The following is a 17,470-nucleotide window of genomic DNA, read 5'->3' on the forward strand; positions in this document are numbered from 1 at the left end:
GCGTCGGGAGTTCAACCTCAAAAAGTCCCACGCCGCGGCGAGAGGCGATGACCGATGCGTCTTTAGTGTTATAACTAGTAGCAACCGCGATAGGTCGCGCAGGCAGCGCGCGTCGAAAGAGTATGCCCCCTACAAGGCACCTACTATGCATTGAAGGTCCCGAAGGTGAACGGCAGCAAGCTGTGAAGGTGATGTCTACGCGAAGATGATGACAGTAATGGCTACCTTGAAAGAAGTGGCGACGGTCGAAATGGTAGACGCAACTTACCTTAACGTGTATCGCACAGCGCGCAGTAGTGGAGCCAGAATGGGGGGGCGTGACCGCCTAACGGGACGCTCCTCGTGTGACAGCAACCAGAAAATAGACGCCAATATCGATACCCAGAGCTGTCCCCTCAACCAGTTCGTTGACTTCAGGACCAGTCGGGGACTTTTCGGTGCGCGGGCGTAATGAGTTAGCACGCTGAATAACGACTGGCTGCCTTTGGAACGCGGCCAAAAATCCAACTGGTCCCGGGAAGCCCTGAAAGACACGTAAACACGCGCCTGCATCTCCGTCCGCAAACGGCGGAAGACGCCAATTCTGTATTACCGGCGCAGGTACGAACAGCATCCTTGCATTCAGCGATTGGCGACGAACGGCACCCGATACCACACGTGCCCAAAGTCCTACTCTACGCAATCACGCTCGCTGCGCCGGTCCTCTATTGGCTATGAGTTCAGGGCTGGCAACTCATGCCTTGGTACGCGTGGAACTAGACGCGTTGATCATCCGCAGGATCGAATTCGGGATTTCCGAAAGCGATACTTGGGTTTCTACAGCTCCGTGCTTCATCGCCTCGGCTGGCATGCCATATACAACTGAACTAGCTTCATCCTGCCCAATAGTGCGCGCTCCTTGATCGCGCATTTCCTTCAGACCGCGAGCCCCGTCGTCTCCCATTCCGGTCATGATGACCCCCACAGCGTTGCGGCCAGCCATGCGACTAACAGACCTAAACAGAACATCGACCGAGGGTCGATGACGATTTACCAAAGGCCCTTCCTTCACTTGCACGCGATAATTCGCTCCGCTCCTCGTAAGCAGCATGTGCTTCCCACCTGGCGCAATCAAAGCCTCCCCGGGCAGTACACTGTCACCATCGGAAGCCTCCTTTACGGTTATTTGGCACAGTTCATCCAATCGTCGCGCAAAGTTTGCAGTGAAGGTTTCTGGCATGTGCTGGACCACCAAGATTGGTGGCGATGTTCGCGGCATAGCTTGAAGCACGCACCGCAATGCCTCGGTTCCGCCCGTTGATGCTCCGATCGCAACAACTTTATGAGTAGTCTGCACCATAGCTGCTTGCGTAGCGGGAGGCAAAATGGCGTCGGCGCTGAATTTCGACGGTGTATCTGCCGGTTTAACAGGTCGGGGCCGGGCGTGCGCGGCGGCAAGGACAGCATCCTGAATACGTATTGACGATTCATGCAGGAACTGGCGAGTTGATATGTTCGGCTTTTTGATTACGTCGACAGCGCCCGCTTCCAGGGCGGCAAGAAAGCTCCGGCTCCCCTCACCTACGAGGGTTGAGCAGATCACCACGGGCAAAGGTCGCTGCGCCATCAGTTTGCGAAGGAAGGTTATCCCATCCATTCGGGGCATCTCGACGTCCAGTACCACGACATCTGGAACCTCACGGCGCAAACGCTCTGCCGCCTGAAAAGGATCATTGGCGGTTGCCATAACTTCGAGCTGAGGATGAGCCGAAATAATTTCGGAAAGGGTTTGGCGAACAACTGCACTATCGTCGACGAGCAGTACCCGCTTTACTTTAAAGGGAGGTTGCATTAAGAAACTTTCCGAAAAATTGAAGGGCGGATAACTTCCAAACCTTCACGCCGAACCTGAGATGCTTCAGTGTGGCCGGTAAAAAAGAATCCACCGGGTCGCAGGCGTCGATAAATATTATCGATGATCGTTTCTCGTGTTCCAGGGTCGAAATATATAAGTACATTGCGTAGAAAAACTATATCGGCTGAGATACCGTCCAGGCCTTCAGTAGTGGCCAGGTTCGCTTTCTTCCATTTTGTCTGTTTCCTAAGTTCAGGCACGATCCTGAAGACATCCGGAGATTTTACCGACTCCATTAAGAATTTTCTGCGTAGTTCCGTGGGAATATCGGCGACCTCGCGCCCTGAGTATACTGCCGTAGCGGCTCTGCGAATTACCGGTCGAGAAATGTCCGTTCCAATAACGCGAAAGTTTGAGCAATGGGGCGTGTTATCAAAGAACTGATGAAGGACAAAAAGTGCGCTGTATCCTTCTTGGCCGGTCGAGCAAGCAGCGCTCCAAACTGTAAGATCATCTGACTTTTTCGTTCCGCGGCAAAGCTCGGGCAATCCCTCATTCATAAGCCAGTCGTACTGTAACTTCTCGCGAAAGAAACTGGTAGTATGAGTCGTCAATGCTTCGGCAAAAGCCAGTTTCTCCGCCGCGTCTTTTTTGACCAATTCAATGTATTCACTATAGCTATTGAGGCCGTTGAAGGCGAGTCTTCGATTCAGGCGACCTAATAAGAAATCAGTCTTCCGTTCGTCAAGAGAAATGCCAACTAGATCACGCGCCATGCTTACCAGCTGCGAGCTATCCCGTTGACTAAGCGGCGTAGATTTAGGCATGTTTAAACTATCAAGCATCGCGGGCACTCTCTGGCGGAATCATTTTTGTGGCAATAAGGGGTGATAGAAGAGGGCAGCTAGTATCGGTTTGGTGACCAGAACGTTATGCAATGGTCAGGCGAGTAACATCTCGGTTGCCGGGCTAGAGAATAATTGTTCCAAGTCCACTAAAACTACCAGATTTGAATTCTTTCGATACAAACCTTTCAATGTGCCGAAATCAAAATCTCCGAACCCGCGACTTGGAACCGGTTCGATCAATTCAGCCGGGATTTGTTCGACGTCATGTACTCTGTCCGCCTGCATGCCAATGGGATAGGTCTCTCCCTCGCTCATTAGCTCAAGTACAATAATTCTGGCCTCATCTCGGCTCTCGCCGTGTGCCATTCCTAAGCGTGACTGTAAGTCAACAATAGGAACACTCGATCCGCGAACGTCGACTACGCCTAAAACGTCCATTGGGGCATTCGGAATTTTGGTAATGGGTTGTTCGTCTAGTATCTCCCGAACGTAGCAGACTTCGATGCCAAGAATTTGACCACCAAGATCAAGCGTTAAATACGTTGTCGATTGCTCCAGGCCGGAGGAATCGTCGAATGTATTCAGAGAGTTTTCATCGAACATTTAGGCCTCGCACAATAATTGCTATTTTTCTTGGTCGGGTGTATTGCGCAACCTCATATCCCTCGGTTCCCTACGAGGTCGGCGCAGACGGATTTCCTTGCTTCTCGAAATATTGTATTCCCTAGATACCGGGCAGTTCAGGCGCAAGAGCGGCATTTACGTCGAGAAGAATTGCTATATTACCATCTATTCGAAACGCACCCTTGATTAATTCAGCTGGCCATTTGGCTCCAAGTTGCGGGATAGATTCAAGATCATGCTGCGTTGACTCAGTAATATCATTTACATCATCAACCAAAATTGCCACCTTCGTTGTTTCTCCCTCCACGGAAAAGTCAAGTATTAGCATTCGACTAGACTCACTGATATTTCCGGGCATCATGCCTAATCGATGGCGTAAATCTAAAACCGGGGCAATTGCCCCTCTAACGTTCACCAACCCGGGAACAGATCGGTTCGCATTGGGCGCTGCGGTTATTGGCAGCGGGTCAATGATCTCACTGACGTTCCCAACCGGAATCGCGAACGTTTCGTCCTCTAGGGAGAAAGTAAGAGCTTGGGCTATTTCACTCGTCTCTAAGGGGTTGCTCATGCCGCAGTCCTCTGATTACTTTGTGCGCGTCGTACGATTGCGGCGGCATCTATTATCAATGCAACTGCACCATCCCCAAGGATAGTAGAGCCGGCAAGTCCTTCGATGTTTCTGTGGTACGCACTGAGTGGCTTGATAACAGTTTGATGCTGCCCAATTACCTCATCCACGATCAAGCCAGTTCGACGGCCTTCTACATTCGTAATTACCACACGCCGATCGTCACTTTCTTCGCGAGGAAATCCAAACATCGTATCCAGGCTGAGGAAAGGAACAAGCTGTTCCCGAATGCGAAGGAGAGTGCGACCGCTCTTCCGTAGTTCCTCACAGGGAGGAAGCTCTACGCATTCCTCGACATTAGACAATGGGAGTACAAATGAATTACGGCCGACCCTTACCAAAAGACCTTCAATGATTGCCAGGGTGAGCGGCAGACGGAGCGTCACTTCTGTGCCCTGTCCCCTCTTCGATCTGACTTCAACGCTTCCCCTTAGGTCATCAATGACGCGTCGCACGGCATCCATTCCGACGCCGCGACCAGATACGCTTGATAGCGTCTCCGCCGTGGAAAAGCCTGGTTCAAAAATAAGACTAAAGAGCTGATCTTCAGTAAGATCCGAATCCCCGGGTATAAGGCCGCGCTCAAGTCCTCTCTTCCTGATTGCGTCGGGGTCAAGTCCGCGCCCATCGTCGCTGACGGTGATCAATACTTCACCACCTGACTGTCGCGCCGCCATTGTCAGCTCAGCAAGTTCTGGCTTTCCGGATGCTTTGCGATAATCAGGGCTTTCAATGCCATGATCGATTGAATTCCGAATGATATGAACGAGCGGTTCCGTTAGGCTATCGATAACGTTCTTGTCGACTTCTGTTTCGCCGCCATCGGTCTTTAAAGTGACGTTTTTCCCGAGTTCGTTGGACAAGTCGCGCACAACACGCTTAAACTTTCCGAAGACCAGTTCAAGAGGGAGCATTCGGATCGAAAGCGTGGTGTCGCGCAGCCCGGTAACCAGCCGCTCAACTTCTTCGGCCGTTCCTGCTAGGCCAACGTCACCGAGCTCACTGGAGATCCGGTTCAGTCGGGCCTGTGCAATCACAAGTTCACCCAGTTGGTCCATCAATTCGTCAAGGCGAAAAGACTGAACCCGAACGGATTCCATTTGAGACCCGGCTCGCGTCTTGCTCGGTTTTGATACCGGTTGATCTGCGTCAGCTTGTGGCTCAGAGTTTGCGCTTTTCGCTTTCCCGTCGACTAACCCCTTATTTCTCTCTTCTATGATTCGCTCGAATGATAGTTCCCAATCTGAAGCAAAGATAAATACGTCTTCGACCGCATTCCGTGGAGCACTAGTTTTCAGGTCTACGTACCACGCTATATGGCAGACTGTCGGATCAAGCGACGGCAGGTTCGGAACATCATCGTAGATCATGATTACGGAGGACTCGCCTAAATCTGCGAGTTCCTCTAGAATTAGGTCAGGACGCATTCCATTGCGCAGGGCGGATTCGTCGGGTTTAAAGCGTATTCTAATACGTTGAAGATTGTCAGCTTCACTTTCTTCTCCACCCTCTTCATTATAAAGGGTCTCAATCTTTTTGATGAGATCATTAGTTTCATCATCCAGGGATGGCGTGCCATCTTCGTCAGGCCCGTCGTTGAGCATGCGTTCCAGGTGGTCACGAGATGATAACGAGAGCTGAATAAGCTTTGGAGTGACTGTCGCGACGCCTGTTCGAACTTTTTCGTACGCATTTTCAAAGTGATGCGTGAATTCTGAAAGCGTAACAAAGCCGAACATAGCCCCGGAGCCCTTCAACGTATGAAGAGCTCTGAAGACCGCGTCGATTTTTTCCGGGTTGCGAGGTTGAGCTTCGAGCTCCAGAAGAATTCCTTCTAGCTCATCAAGAATGTCACGTGCTTCTTGAATAAAGGACTCGGCTGCCGGATTCATTGGCCCGCCCCGATCATCTTGGTCACGACAGCGACGAGTTTTTCCTCATTGAACGGTTTGACGAGCCATCCGGCAGCACCAGCTTCCTTCGCCTCGAGCATTTTCTCTTTTTGAGCCTCGGTGGTCAGCATCACGACAGGAATTCCGTCAAAGCGACGGTCTTCCCTGACTTTCTTTATCATCTCGATCCCGTTCATATTGGGCATATTCAGATCGCAGACGACCAAACTCACTTTGTTCTCGGAGAGTGCCGCTAGGCCTTCGAGTCCATCGCCTGCGCCGATTACCTCGTACCCGTTTGGTTCAAGAGTGAATCCGATCATATCGCGGATGCTCTTCGAATCGTCGACACTAAGAACTGTTTTCGCCATCTTAAATCTCCCGGGACCTACCGATTTCCGACATAACGGCTTCAGCATTTTGGCCAAGTTTTAGGTTTCCGTCCGCGAAGGTTCGCTGCGCGCTTACCAAAAGTTGCATTGAAAGCGGACTGACTTTTTCGCCGGAGTCAGCGAAGTCCAAAGTCACGACACTATCTGTTCCTTCTACCTTCTGTGATATGGAAAGGAGCTCCAAATAGATCTCCGATATGTTTCCTGCGTCCAGATCGGGTGGGAAATTGAATGCGATCTCGTCGCGTGGGCTGGCGGCTGGCATATTCACCTCTCGGCTTGTTTTGCAGGTTTATCGCTCAGAGAACGGAAATTATTCGTAAACGACTTCCCGGGATCTCTGCATGTTTTTAAGTACTGGGCCGTGGATCTTCATCAACGGATAACCTTTCCGGCATAGGTCAAGCGAAAGTCAGAGTAGGAAAGGGGGCTTCCATGACGGTGCACGTCTCGCTCGATAACAACCTTGAGCGTCTCGCGACCGAGATCTCGGGCGCCTTTTCGGTCGCCTTTTTTGAATTGGAGACGATTCGGGATGCCGCGAAGGAGTTCGCCGCTTCGGTCGAGGAGCTCTTGACTGCTATCGCGCCCTCTGAGACGCGTGAGTCCGCTGGTGGAACGTTTCAGGCCTTCTTAAGCAACGCCTCTTCTGCGGCAGGCGCGGCTGAAAGTGCCGCGGGGTCTCTTACGGATCGTGAGTTTCAAGGAGCTTTGATTCGGATTTCCGGTTCGCTGATGGAGATGAAGAAGCACACGGTCACGCTTACGACGATTTCATATCTAACCAAGATCACCCAGACCGGGGTCGACGAATCCGTCGCGCGTCTCAACTCATTCACCGAAACTCTCGACAGTCGTTGTGTGGAGCTTCAGGAGGCGGCACTTCGCTCCACCGAACTCGTACGTGAAACACAGCGGCAGAGCGGATTGGCTCGTGACCGCCTGACTACGATTGGATTGGAGTTCCGAGCGCTGTCGGACAGTACGATGGAAGAAAGCGCCAAACTCGATGCGTTGGAAAAGGCGCATCATGCCCACATGGCTCGGGTTCGCGATGACGCGCATCGATTGGACGCCGATGTTCGACGGTCGGTTGCAGGACTGATAGGCTGTCTTCAGTTCCCTGACAGTTTCGCGCAGCGAGCCGAGCACATGCGAACGGCTATCGCGGCGCTGGGGAAAACCGCTCCGGATGAGGCTCCAGCTCTTGCCAAGGTCGTATCGGCCCAACTGATGGCCATGTCGAAGTCACTGTCGGAGGTGTGTTCCTCGGCGAAAGAATCTCTACTGTCTCTTAAGGGCTCGCTGGAGCAAAATCCGGTGATATTCGAACGGCGCGAAGCAACCAATCCTTCTGATGAATGGATGTCCGCGAGCAGCCGAGCGAATGAGCAGATGCTTGATTCGGTTGCCCGCGCACGCGAGCAGTTCGACGCGGCCTTGAAGTTGCTTCATGGGCTGGCGGTGCACATTGATGAAACACAGGAAAATCTGGAGTCCGCGGTACGCTTGAACGCAGAACTGGAGACATCTGTCCACAATGCTTCGGTTGTCGCGCATCGGATCGGGTCCCAGACGTCGCCTCTTAAATTCTTGGCCGGTTCCGTCAAGGACGTTGTCGACGAGACTTCGACCTTGATCCACAACGTTACCGGGGCCTTGTCGCACATCAAGAAGACATCGCAAGCGTTGGCCGAATGCAGCCTCAACCGTGATCTCGAAACCTTGGTCGAGTTACAGGGAGCCGCCGCGTCAGAGGGGGCCAGGCAATCCGAAACCATTGACCATGTGCGAACAGTCCGCCGCAAGCTTCTGGCCTTGGCCGATAGACTCGATGGCGCATCCGCGGCGGCAAGCCATTCCTTCGAAGCAGCTGCAGAACAAGCCGCCTCTGTTGCCGAATTGGCCACTTCGCTTCCGCCCCCGAGTTCGACTGAAGTCGTCACGTCGGCAGACCTGACTTGGCTGTATGATACATACACCATGGATGAGGAACGTGTCGTCCATCGGGATGCTCTCGGCCTTCCTGAACAGTCCGAAAGTGAGGCGGTCGCGGATGAGGACCTTGATGATTTCATGCTATGACAAGGTCGGATGTTCTAAGTAGGGCCGCTGTTTGTCTTGCAGTGCCTAGGTCGGACAAAGCTGTTCGCTCGTACTGTGGTCTCCGGAATTCACCCGGTGATCACAGTACGAGCGCCGGTGCCGGAAGCATAGAATAGACGGCCATCACTGCTTCCACCCGTAGTCTTCCTCTGCCATCTATCCAGCCAAACAGATGTCTTCAGGGGGCCAAACCATTGATTCAGGAATTCAGAGACTTCATCGCCAAGGGAAATGTCATCGATCTGGCGGTGGGCATCATTATAGGCGCTGCGTTCACCGGCATCGTCAACAGTCTGGTGCGGGACATCATCAACCCGCTGATAGGTGTCATACTGGGTGGAATCGATTTTACGTCCATGTACGTCGTTCTATCGGGTGATGTGCCGACCGGCGTCGGCTTGGACGCTGCGCGGGATGCCGGGGCGGCTATCTTCGCCTACGGGTCTTTCCTCACCGCCGTTGTCAATTTCCTGATCATCGCGCTCGTGGTCTTCTTCCTCGTAAGAACGGTAAACAGGATCAAATCGATAGCCGAGAAACCCGACGATATTGCGCCGGAGGTTCACACCGGGCCGTCGCAGTTGGACGTCCTGATCGATATCCGCGACAGTCTCAGGCGCTAGGCCGCGTCCCACCGGCATCTTGTTCCCCGGCGGACGGGATGCGAAGCGTGGTGCACGCGCCCTCGTGCGAGGTTGGGCGGCAACCCGGGGGGCTGAAGTCATATGCGACATGGCGGTCAAATTCTTGTCGATGCGTTAAGGGTTCATGGCGTCGACCGTGTATTCTCGGTCCCGGGGGAAAGCTTTCTTGCCGCGCTGGACGGCCTTTACGAAAGCGGGATCCAGAATGTGGTATGTCGTCACGAGGGCGGCGCGGCGATGATGGCCGATGCCGCGGGAAAGTTGACGGGCCGCCCCGGAGTTCTGTTTGTCACGCGCGGTCCGGGGGCCACGAATGCGGCCAGCGGCCTCCATGTTGCGCGGCAAGATTCCACCCCGCTTGTGTGTTTCGTAGGGCAAATTGCGAGAGGGCACCGCGACCGCGAAGCGTTCCAGGAACTCGACTACCGCGCGGTTTTCGGAAGCCTGGTGAAATGGGCCGCCGAAGTGGGCGATACCGCGCGCCTCCCGGAATATATCAATCGTGCCTTTCACATCGCGCAATCCGGGCGCCCCGGTCCCGTGCTTCTGGCCCTCCCGGAGGACATGCTTTCGGCAAAGGCTGAGATTCCCGATCTGCGCCCCACGGCACGCGCGCGATCAGAGCCGGGTCACATCGGTTCAATTCGCGAAGCCCTCGCGCAGGCTTCACAGCCGTTGATCGTCGTCGGCGGGCCTCATTGGAGTCAGAAGGCCGCCGATGCCCTGGCCGACTGGGCAGAGGCCAGCAATCTGCCGATCGCAGTCTCGTTCCGTCGGCAGGACCGGATCGACAACCATCGCCAGTGTTACGCGGGTGACTTGTCCGTTGGCGGCAATCCCGACCTGTTCCGCCGTTTATCCGAGGCGGACGTCGTCCTGGCCCTTGGGACCCGGCTAGGCGACATCACGAGCGGCAGTTATTCGGCGCTGGACCCCGCCCGTCCGGCTGGGCGCCTGATCCATGTCCACCCGGACCCGGATGAAATCGGGCGTGTCCACCGCGCCGATCTGGCAGTGGTGGCCCGGGCCGACGACGCGGCCCTGCTGTTGGCGGGCACCGAACCGGTGGCGGGGCGTGGTATGGCCGAAGCGCGCGCGGCATTCGACGCGTGGCAGAGCCCCATCGCCAGCCCCGGCGATGTCCGGCAGGAGAGGGTGGTCGCTTGGTTGGCGCAACACCTCGAAGATACGGCGATCGTGACGAACGGGGCGGGGAATTATGCCGCCTGGCTTCACCGCTATTACCGATGGCGCCGCCTCGGAACCCAGCTTGCCCCGACGAGCGGAAGCATGGGGTACGGGTTTCCCGCGGCCATCGCCGCCAGCCTGGCGTACCCCGACCGGCAGGTGGTCTGCTTTGCCGGTGACGGGTGCTTTCAGATGACGCTGAACGAGATGTCGACGGCCCACCAGTTCGGTGCGACCCCCATCGTCATCGTCGCCAACAATGGCCGATATGGGACCATTCGCGCTCACCAGGAACGGACCTATCCGGGCCGGGTTTCGGGGACGGACCTGGCCAATCCGGATTTCGCGGCCCTTGCGCGGGCCTATGGCGGATACGGCGCCGTGGTGACCGACGATGCCGCGTTCCCGGAAGCGTTCCGCGCCGCCGAAGAAAGCCGGGTGCCGGCCGTTATCGAGCTGAAGCTGGATCCAAGAACACTCGGGCCGTCGAAAAGCCTCGACGACGCAGCGTTGAAGTTGGTGAAATCGTAACCGAACCGGGCTATCTTCCAGGTATGACTTTCGATTACCCCAGACGCTTCGCTCGGGCCGAACGGCTATCCGACGCCGCCGTGCACATCGTGGGCCTATCCCTCGCGCTGGCGGCGGTGCCTGTCTTGATCTGGTTGTCCGTCGAACGGCGGGGCGAAGTCGGCGTGGTGATGGCCGTGTCGGTATACGGGGCGACGCTTCTGGGCATGCTTGGGTGTTCCGCGCTTTACAACATGACGGCCGAGAACCGGCTCACTCCGGTTTTCAAGCGGCTGGACCATTCGGCGATATACCTCAAGATCGCGGGGACGTTCACGCCCTTGGTCGCCCTGACCGGCGGGGGCGGGATGGCGCTTCTGGCCAGTCTGTGGGCGGTGGCGCTGGGCGGATCCTCGCTGAAGATCATTGCGCCACACAAGCTGCGCTGGCTGGGCCTTGCGCTCTATCTCGGGATGGGATGGGTGGGCGTCTGGTTCGGCCGGGACATCTTCGCCGGCCTCACGCCCGGTGGCGTCGGCCTGATCGTTGCGGGCGGATTGCTGTATACCGTTGGGGTCGTCTTCTTCCTGTGGGAGCGGCTGCCGTTCAACACCGCGATCTGGCACGTGTTCGTCCTGGTCGCGTCGTCGCTGTTTTACGCCGCCATGTATGTCGAACTGATCCGCGTGATCGAACCGGTCTTCACGGTGGGCTGAGGGGCGTCAGCGTTTTCTCCATGAAGATCGAAGTTGTGCCGTCGGCATACTCCCCGAACGCCGCGCGGTCCCGATAGCCCACCTTCCGATATAGGCGGCATGCCGCGGCGAGGGGCGCCCCGGTTTCCAGTCGAAGGCAATCGATCCCCCGGGCGCGTGCTTCGTCCTCGACCGCCGCCAGAAGCTGTGCGCCGATGCCGTGCCCCTGCAGGCCGGGTGAGACGAACATCGCCTTCACCTCCCCGTACCCGTCCCGCGGGGCCATGGCAGCCGTGCCAATCACGCGTCCCCCCTCCCGGGCGGCGAACATGCACAACTCCGGGTCTTCGGCGCCCGGGGCGATGCCGTGGTTGTCCTCTGGCGGGAACAGGGCGGCCATCAGGGCAGCACTTTCGGCCAAGCAGGCCTGCACGCCCTCATCTGCGACATCCGCGCGCGAAACTTCGATCCCCATAGCGACGTTCTCTGTTGACCTCTCAAAGGATGACGAAATGTCCCACGACAACGAAAAAAGCAAGAAATCCGATTTCGGTCGCAGTGGCGCCGAAGAGGTGGACAAGGGCAAGGGAAAGACGAAATACGATAAGCCCTCGACCCCGGACGAGGATGTCGCCATCGACGAACGGCGTGACAAGCCGATCCGGGGCCCGGAATCCCACGACGGCAAGGAGTAGGCCGCCTTCCCATATCTTGTGGATAAGGCTGTTATCAAATCCTGATATTGAAGGACGGGCGTTGACACAGGCGCCCGTCATTACGATCATTTCGGCTTGATCACGCAAATCGGGACCGGAATGCAGTTCACGCGACTTCGCCTCAATGGCTTCAAGTCCTTCGTTGATCCCACCGACCTCGTCATTCAGGATGGTCTGACCGGGGTCGTGGGACCTAACGGGTGCGGCAAGTCGAACCTTCTCGAAGCGTTGCGCTGGGTGATGGGCGAAAGTCGCCCGACTGCGATGCGCGGGGGCGGGATGGAAGATGTGATCTTCGCCGGCACCTCGACCCGGTCTGCCCGCAATTTCGCCGAAGTCTCCCTCATCATCGACAATGCGGAACGGCTGGCCCCCGCGGCCTTCAACGACGGCGACCTGATCGAGATCGTCCGCCGCATCACCCGCGATGCAGGCTCGGCCTACAAGGCGCAGGGGCGGGACGTCCGCGCGCGCGACGTGCAGATGCTGTTCGCCGACGCCTCGACCGGCGCGCAATCGCCGGCACTTGTCCGGCAGGGCCAGATTTCCGAGCTGATCCACGCCAAGCCGAAGAACCGCCGCCGCATCCTGGAAGAGGCAGCTGGCATCTCGGGCCTGTACCAGCGCCGGCACGAGGCCGAGTTGAAGCTGAAAGCGGCCGAGGCGAACCTGACCCGCGTCGACGATACGGTCGAGGCTTTGTCGCAGCAACTGGCCACGCTGGCCCGCCAGGCGCGGCAGGCCGCGAAATATCGCGAGATTGGGGACCGCTTGCGTCGGGCCGAGGGCTTGCTGCTTTATCGCCGCTGGCGCGAGGCAGAGGATACGTTGGCCCGCGCCACCGTGACGCTGCGCGAGCGGTCGTCCGCAGCCGCTGGCGCGGAACGTGACGCCGCGGCTGCAGGGGAGGCGCGCGAGGCGGCCGAATCCGCCCTCCCGGCGCTGCGTGAGGAGGACAGCATCGCCTCAACCCTCGTCCAGCGCCTCGAGGTCGAGGCGGCAACCTTGGCCGATCAGGCCCGACAGGCCGAGGAGCGGATCCAGCGGCTTTCGGGGCGTCTGCGCCAGCTTGACCGGGATGCCGAGCGCGAGGAGTCGCTGAACGCCGACGCGGATCAGTCCATCGCCCGGCTGGTGGTTGAAGACGCCGATCTGCAAAAGGCCGAGGACGGGTTCGACGACGATCTGGCAGGCGCGAAGGCGGCGGCAGACGAGGCTGCGCGCACGTTGGGGGAACGAGAGGGCGCACTGGCCACCCTGACCGAGGATGTCGCCCGCCTGGCCGCCCGTCATCAGTCGGCCGAACGGTTGCTGCACGATTGCCGCACGGCCTTGGACCGCGCCGAAACGGCTGCCCGAACGGCACGCGCGTCCGTGGAGCAGGCCGATGCCGCCCTTGCCGATGCCCAGTGTCGCGTTGAAACTGCCACGTCCGAAAGCAGCGCCGCCGCCGATTTGGCCCTGCGCGCCGAACAGACGCTCGACGCGGCCGAACAGGCCCGCGCAAAGGCCCAGACCGAGGAAGCCGAGGCGCGCGCCGCGAAGTCCGAGGCTGAGGGCGAGCGGGGCGCGCTTCAGGCCGAACACCGCGCGCTTGAAAGGCTCGTGTCGCGCGATGCGGGGCAGGGCGAAAGCCTGATGGACCGGATCGACGTTACAGCGGGCTACGAAACGGCATTGGGCGCTGCCTTGGCCGACGACCTGCGCGCCCCTTTGGTGGATCGAGGCACGGGTTGGGTAGCGATGCCCGACTACGCCAGCGCCCATCCCTTGCCCGACGGGGCGACGCCGCTGGCGCAGTACGTCTCGGCGCCCGCAGCCTTGGCCCGCCGCCTGGCGCAGATCGGCCTTGTCGGGGCCGGGGGCGGGGACCGGATGCAGCCCGACCTGATGCCGGGGCAGCGCCTCGTCAGCGTCGAAGGGCACCTGTGGCGCTGGGACGGCTTTCGCGCCCTGCCGCAGGACGCCCCGAGCCAGGCCGCCCTGCGCCTTCAGCAACGCAACCGGCTGGAGGCATTGTCGCGCGAACTGGCCGAAACCGAGGCCCGCGCCAAGGCCGCCGCCGACCGTCACGCCGCGCTGCAGTCGCGCCTGGCCGACCTGACCGAGGCCGACCGCTCTGCCCGGACGGCCCGTCGCGAAGCCGATGCCCGCGTCACCGATCTGGCGCGCGCCCTCTCGCGCGCCGAGGCCGATCGCGACCTGGCGCAGGGCAAGCGCGAGGCCGCGGAAGACGCCGTCGTGCGCCACGAGGCCGAGGCCAGGTCCGCCCGCGAACGTCTGCTCGAGGCCGAGAAGGGCATGGACGGGCTTGCCGACCTGGACAGCCTGCGCGCCCGCGTGGCCGACGTGAAGACGACCGTCGAGGCGGCGCGCATGACCACGATGGCCCGCCGCGCCGCCCATGACGAACTGAAGCGCGAGGGCGAGGCGCGCGCGAAACGTCGCCAGGCCATCGCGAAGGACCTCGCGTCATGGCGCGGTCGTCTGGACAGCGCGGGTGGCCGGCTGGACGATCTGCTGGGCCGCCGCACCCGGACAGAGCGGGAGCTGGCCGACGCCGAAGCCGCCCCCCGCTCCATTGCCGAGAAGCAGGCGAAGGCCGGGCGCAATCTGACCGAAGCCGCAGCCCGTCGTGACCGCGCGAAACAGGCGTTGGACCAGGGAGAGGCCGCCCTGCACACCGCGGCCGAGGCCGAGCGCGCGACCGAACGCGCGGCGGGCGACGCGCGCGAAGCCCGCGCGGCAGCCGGGGCCCAGGCCGAGGCCGCGCAAACCGCCGTTACTGCCGCGGCCGACCGGATCGAGGACGACCTCGGGATCGCGCCCGATGCCCTGCTCGACCGGTTGTCGGTAACCGACCCCGCGAACCTGCCCCCAGCCCGGGAAATCGAGGAAGAGATCGCCCGCCTGCGTCGCCAGCGCGACAGCTTGGGCGCGGTGAACCTGCGCGCCGAAGAAGACGCGAAGGAGGTCGAGGACGAGCACGGCACACTGATTCACGAGAAAGCCGATCTTGAAGCCGCCATTGCCGAACTGCGCAAAGGGATCGCCGGGCTGAACCGTGAGGGGCGCGAGCGTCTTCTGACGGCCTTCGACGAGGTGAACCGCAACTTCTCGATGTTGTTCACCAGCCTATTCGGCGGTGGCGATGCCCGGCTGGAGCTGATCGAATCCGACGATCCGTTGGATGCCGGCCTCGAAATCCTGTGCCAGCCGCCGGGCAAGAAACTGTCGACCCTGTCACTTTTGTCGGGGGGAGAGCAGACGCTGACCGCCATGGCGCTGATCTTCGCGGTCTTCCTTGCGAACCCCGCGCCGATCTGCGTGCTGGACGAGGTCGACGCGCCGCTGGACGACGCGAATGTCACCCGCTTTTGCGATCTGCTGGACGAGATGACGCGCCAGACCGCCACCCGCTTTCTGATCATCACCCACCACGCGGTCACTATGGCCCGGATGGACCGCCTGTTCGGTGTGACTATGGGTGAACAAGGCGTCAGCCAGTTGGTCAGCGTGGACCTCAAGCGAGCCGAGCAGATGGTCGCCTAGATCGCGACGTCCTCGATCGTGCAGTCAGGGCGCAACCGTTCGACCGTCTCGGCATCGCACAGATCGGTGGCCGGGGTCATGACGGCCGCGGAAGCGGCGGCCGTGCCCCATTGCAACGCCTCGGGCGCGGACGTACCGATCGCCAGCGCATAGGTCAACGCGCCCAGAAAGCTGTCGCCCGCGCCCGTGGTGGAGACCACCTTCTCAACCTTCGCCGCGCGCGCGAACCACACGCCGTCGCCTGAAGCCAGCAGGTTCCCTTCGGCCTCGCGCCCCACGACAACGAACCGCGCTGCCCCTGATGCAACGATGTCTGCGGCAAACCGGGCGGTATCATCCCGGGTGGGCAGGGCGCGGCCTGCGGCTTCCTGCGCCTCCAGATGATCGAAGCGCAGAACTTCTGGACGGTGATCGGGGTCGGGGCGGGCCAGCAGGTCGGCCAGCGCTGCGCCGGACGTGTCGATCACCAGCTTCGTGCCTCCCTCCCTCAAGGCGTATGCCAGGTCGCGGGGAAAGCCAGGGACGGCCGTTGCCGGGAGAGAGCCTGACAGAACCACGAAATCTCCCGGCGCCGCCTCTTCCAGCAGCGCGGAAATGGCACCCTCGCACTCCTTCTCGGACAGGTCCGGCCCCGGCAGGACGAACCGGTACTGCTCGCCGGTGGACCGATCCGTGACGCCAAGGCTGGCGCGGGTCTCCCCTGCCACGGGGATCACGCGGACCGAAATGCCCTCGTGCTCCAAAGCCTTCAGCAAGCGCTGCCCGTTGCCCCCGCCCAAGGCCACGAAGGCCGTGGTGTCGGCGCCCAGGCGTTGAACCAGGCGGCTTACGTTGATGCCGCCGCCCCCGGGATCGACCCGCGCGACGTCGCAGCGCAGCTTCGGCCCCGGCACGACCCGCTCGGCCGCCGTCGCAAGGTCCAGCGCGGGGTTCATAGTGACGGTCAGCACCGCCGGAATGTGATCGATGGACATGGCGGGAAAGGTGCGTGCGGTCGCGGTCTTGTCAAGCGGCCCCCCTTGGTCCGTCCCAAGCCCGGGTCTAAGGTCATCGCATGACGATCCTGCGCCTCGCCGTTCTCTTTCTGCTCAGCCTCGCTCAGCCCGTGCTGGCCCAGCCCAACCATGGGCTGATCGAAAACCGCACCGGTCTTCCCCTGACCCTGCCGCTTCAGATCAAGACCGACTCCGGCCTGGACGTCTATCTGGTCCTGCGCACAGCCGACTCGGGCCAGATCGCGGTCACTGCTTATATCGAAGGCGGCCGCTTCTTCCGCCTGCTGATGCCGCCCGGCACGTACACGCTGCACGCCGCGATGGGTGAGGAGTGGCAGGGCGAAGACACGCTTTTCGGCCCCGACACCGAAGTCGTCGATCTGCCCGAGGCCCTGACGTTCAGCGCCGGCGTCGCCCGCAAGAAGGGCCACCTGATCGACCTGACCGCACCGGATCGCATGGCGCGGGCAGTCTCCGACATTGCGCTGTGCCAGACCTTTGCCGCACGTCAAGACCCAGCGCCAGAGCCGCCCCGCGGGGTGGTCACGGCTGATATCGCCCCCGAGGTCCCGTTCGGCTTTCCCCTGCCGCCCGGCCCACGGGATCCCCTCCTCGACGGTCGGCCGGAGCTCGGACAGCAGTTCGGCAACATCGTCGCGGACATCCCCCTGGCGCAACGCCTCGGCGAAGGGCCGCCCCGCGCCGCACCCTTGACGCCCGACCGCAAAGGGGGCGCGCGCATCCGCGAACGCCTCTGCGACCCGGCCTGACCCCTTCATCCTTGGAAAAATACCCCGGGGGAGCCGCGAAGCGGCGGGGGCAGCGCCCCCAAGCTCCCCGTCT

The 17,470-nt window shown here is 60.0% G+C and carries 15 protein-coding genes; 7 read left to right on the forward strand and 8 right to left on the reverse strand.

The genetic code is table 11. The features are described 5' to 3' along the window. Positions 1 to 733 precede the first annotated feature (733 nt). The 6 genes from PAA8504_RS06920 to PAA8504_RS06945 form a co-directional block, all read right to left on the reverse strand. Entirely contained in the window at positions 734 to 1,831 is a 1,098-nt protein-coding gene (locus tag PAA8504_RS06920) for a protein-glutamate methylesterase/protein-glutamine glutaminase (protein ID WP_108893407.1), read from the reverse strand. Next, a complete protein-coding gene (locus tag PAA8504_RS06925) occupies positions 1,831 to 2,679 on the reverse strand; it encodes a CheR family methyltransferase (protein ID WP_108893408.1) in 849 nt (282 codons plus the stop codon). The genes PAA8504_RS06920 and PAA8504_RS06925 overlap by 1 nt, the downstream gene beginning before the upstream one ends. Before the next feature lie 96 nt (positions 2,680 to 2,775). Then, the gene (locus PAA8504_RS06930; RefSeq protein WP_108893409.1) at positions 2,776 to 3,285 is read right to left on the reverse strand and encodes a chemotaxis protein CheW; all 510 of its coding nucleotides are present in this window, start codon (positions 3,283 to 3,285) and stop codon (positions 2,776 to 2,778) included. 121 nt (positions 3,286 to 3,406) lie between these two features. Then, positions 3,407 to 3,877 carry a chemotaxis protein CheW gene (locus PAA8504_RS06935; RefSeq protein WP_108893410.1) on the reverse strand — a complete coding sequence of 157 codons (471 nt, stop codon included), beginning with the start codon at positions 3,875 to 3,877 and terminating at the stop codon, positions 3,407 to 3,409. Then, on the reverse strand, positions 3,874 to 5,829 hold the full coding sequence (locus PAA8504_RS06940) for a chemotaxis protein CheA (RefSeq protein WP_108893411.1): 1,956 nt from the start codon (positions 5,827 to 5,829) through the stop codon (positions 3,874 to 3,876). Before PAA8504_RS06940 ends, PAA8504_RS06935 begins: the two co-directional genes overlap by 4 nt. Next, a complete protein-coding gene (locus PAA8504_RS06945) occupies positions 5,826 to 6,200 on the reverse strand; it encodes a response regulator (RefSeq protein ID WP_108893412.1) in 375 nt (124 codons plus the stop codon). Before PAA8504_RS06945 ends, PAA8504_RS06940 begins: the two co-directional genes overlap by 4 nt. 456 nt (positions 6,201 to 6,656) lie before the next feature. Between PAA8504_RS06945 and PAA8504_RS06955 the strand changes: the two genes are divergently transcribed. From PAA8504_RS06955 to trhA, 4 genes are all read left to right on the forward strand, one after another. After that, positions 6,657 to 8,306 (forward strand): hypothetical protein, encoded by a 1,650-nt coding sequence (locus tag PAA8504_RS06955; RefSeq protein WP_108893414.1) that lies wholly within the window; start codon positions 6,657 to 6,659, stop codon positions 8,304 to 8,306. Positions 8,307 to 8,521: 215 nt separating this feature from the next. Next, positions 8,522 to 8,950 carry a large conductance mechanosensitive channel protein MscL gene (gene mscL, locus PAA8504_RS06960; RefSeq protein ID WP_108893415.1) on the forward strand — a complete coding sequence of 143 codons (429 nt, stop codon included), beginning with the start codon at positions 8,522 to 8,524 and terminating at the stop codon, positions 8,948 to 8,950. Positions 8,951 to 9,052: 102 nt separating this feature from the next. Further along, a complete protein-coding gene (locus PAA8504_RS06965) occupies positions 9,053 to 10,690 on the forward strand; it encodes a thiamine pyrophosphate-dependent enzyme (RefSeq protein WP_108893416.1) in 1,638 nt (545 codons plus the stop codon). Positions 10,691 to 10,713: 23 nt separating this feature from the next. Beyond that, entirely contained in the window at positions 10,714 to 11,385 is a 672-nt protein-coding gene (gene trhA, locus PAA8504_RS06970) for a PAQR family membrane homeostasis protein TrhA (RefSeq protein ID WP_108893417.1), read from the forward strand. On the opposite strand, the gene PAA8504_RS06975 is transcribed toward trhA, so the two are convergent. Beyond that, on the reverse strand, positions 11,372 to 11,839 hold the full coding sequence (locus PAA8504_RS06975; protein WP_108893418.1) for a GNAT family N-acetyltransferase: 468 nt from the start codon (positions 11,837 to 11,839) through the stop codon (positions 11,372 to 11,374). The genes trhA and PAA8504_RS06975 overlap by 14 nt on opposite strands. Positions 11,840 to 11,876: 37 nt before the next feature. On the opposite strand from PAA8504_RS06975, the gene PAA8504_RS06980 reads away from it, so the two are divergent. Further along, positions 11,877 to 12,059 carry a hypothetical protein gene (locus PAA8504_RS06980; RefSeq protein WP_108893419.1) on the forward strand — a complete coding sequence of 61 codons (183 nt, stop codon included), beginning with the start codon at positions 11,877 to 11,879 and terminating at the stop codon, positions 12,057 to 12,059. A 120-nt stretch (positions 12,060 to 12,179) separates the two neighbouring features. Further along, the gene (locus tag PAA8504_RS06985) at positions 12,180 to 15,632 is read left to right on the forward strand and encodes a chromosome segregation SMC family protein (RefSeq protein ID WP_108893420.1); all 3,453 of its coding nucleotides are present in this window, start codon (positions 12,180 to 12,182) and stop codon (positions 15,630 to 15,632) included. Here the strand turns inward: PAA8504_RS06985 and PAA8504_RS06990 are convergent. Next, positions 15,629 to 16,606, reverse strand: coding sequence for a 1-phosphofructokinase family hexose kinase (locus PAA8504_RS06990; protein ID WP_108893421.1), 978 nt, complete (start codon positions 16,604 to 16,606; stop codon positions 15,629 to 15,631). The two genes, PAA8504_RS06985 and PAA8504_RS06990, sit on opposite strands and share 4 nt — an antisense overlap. A gap of 80 nt (positions 16,607 to 16,686) precedes the next feature. On the opposite strand from PAA8504_RS06990, the gene PAA8504_RS06995 reads away from it, so the two are divergent. Next, a complete protein-coding gene (locus PAA8504_RS06995; RefSeq protein WP_108893422.1) occupies positions 16,687 to 17,397 on the forward strand; it encodes a hypothetical protein in 711 nt (236 codons plus the stop codon). Positions 17,398 to 17,470: the final 73 nt, after the last annotated feature.

The sequence above is a fragment of the Palleronia abyssalis genome (assembly GCF_900302445.1).
GTDB classification, from domain to species: Bacteria; Pseudomonadota; Alphaproteobacteria; order Rhodobacterales; family Rhodobacteraceae; genus Palleronia; species Palleronia abyssalis.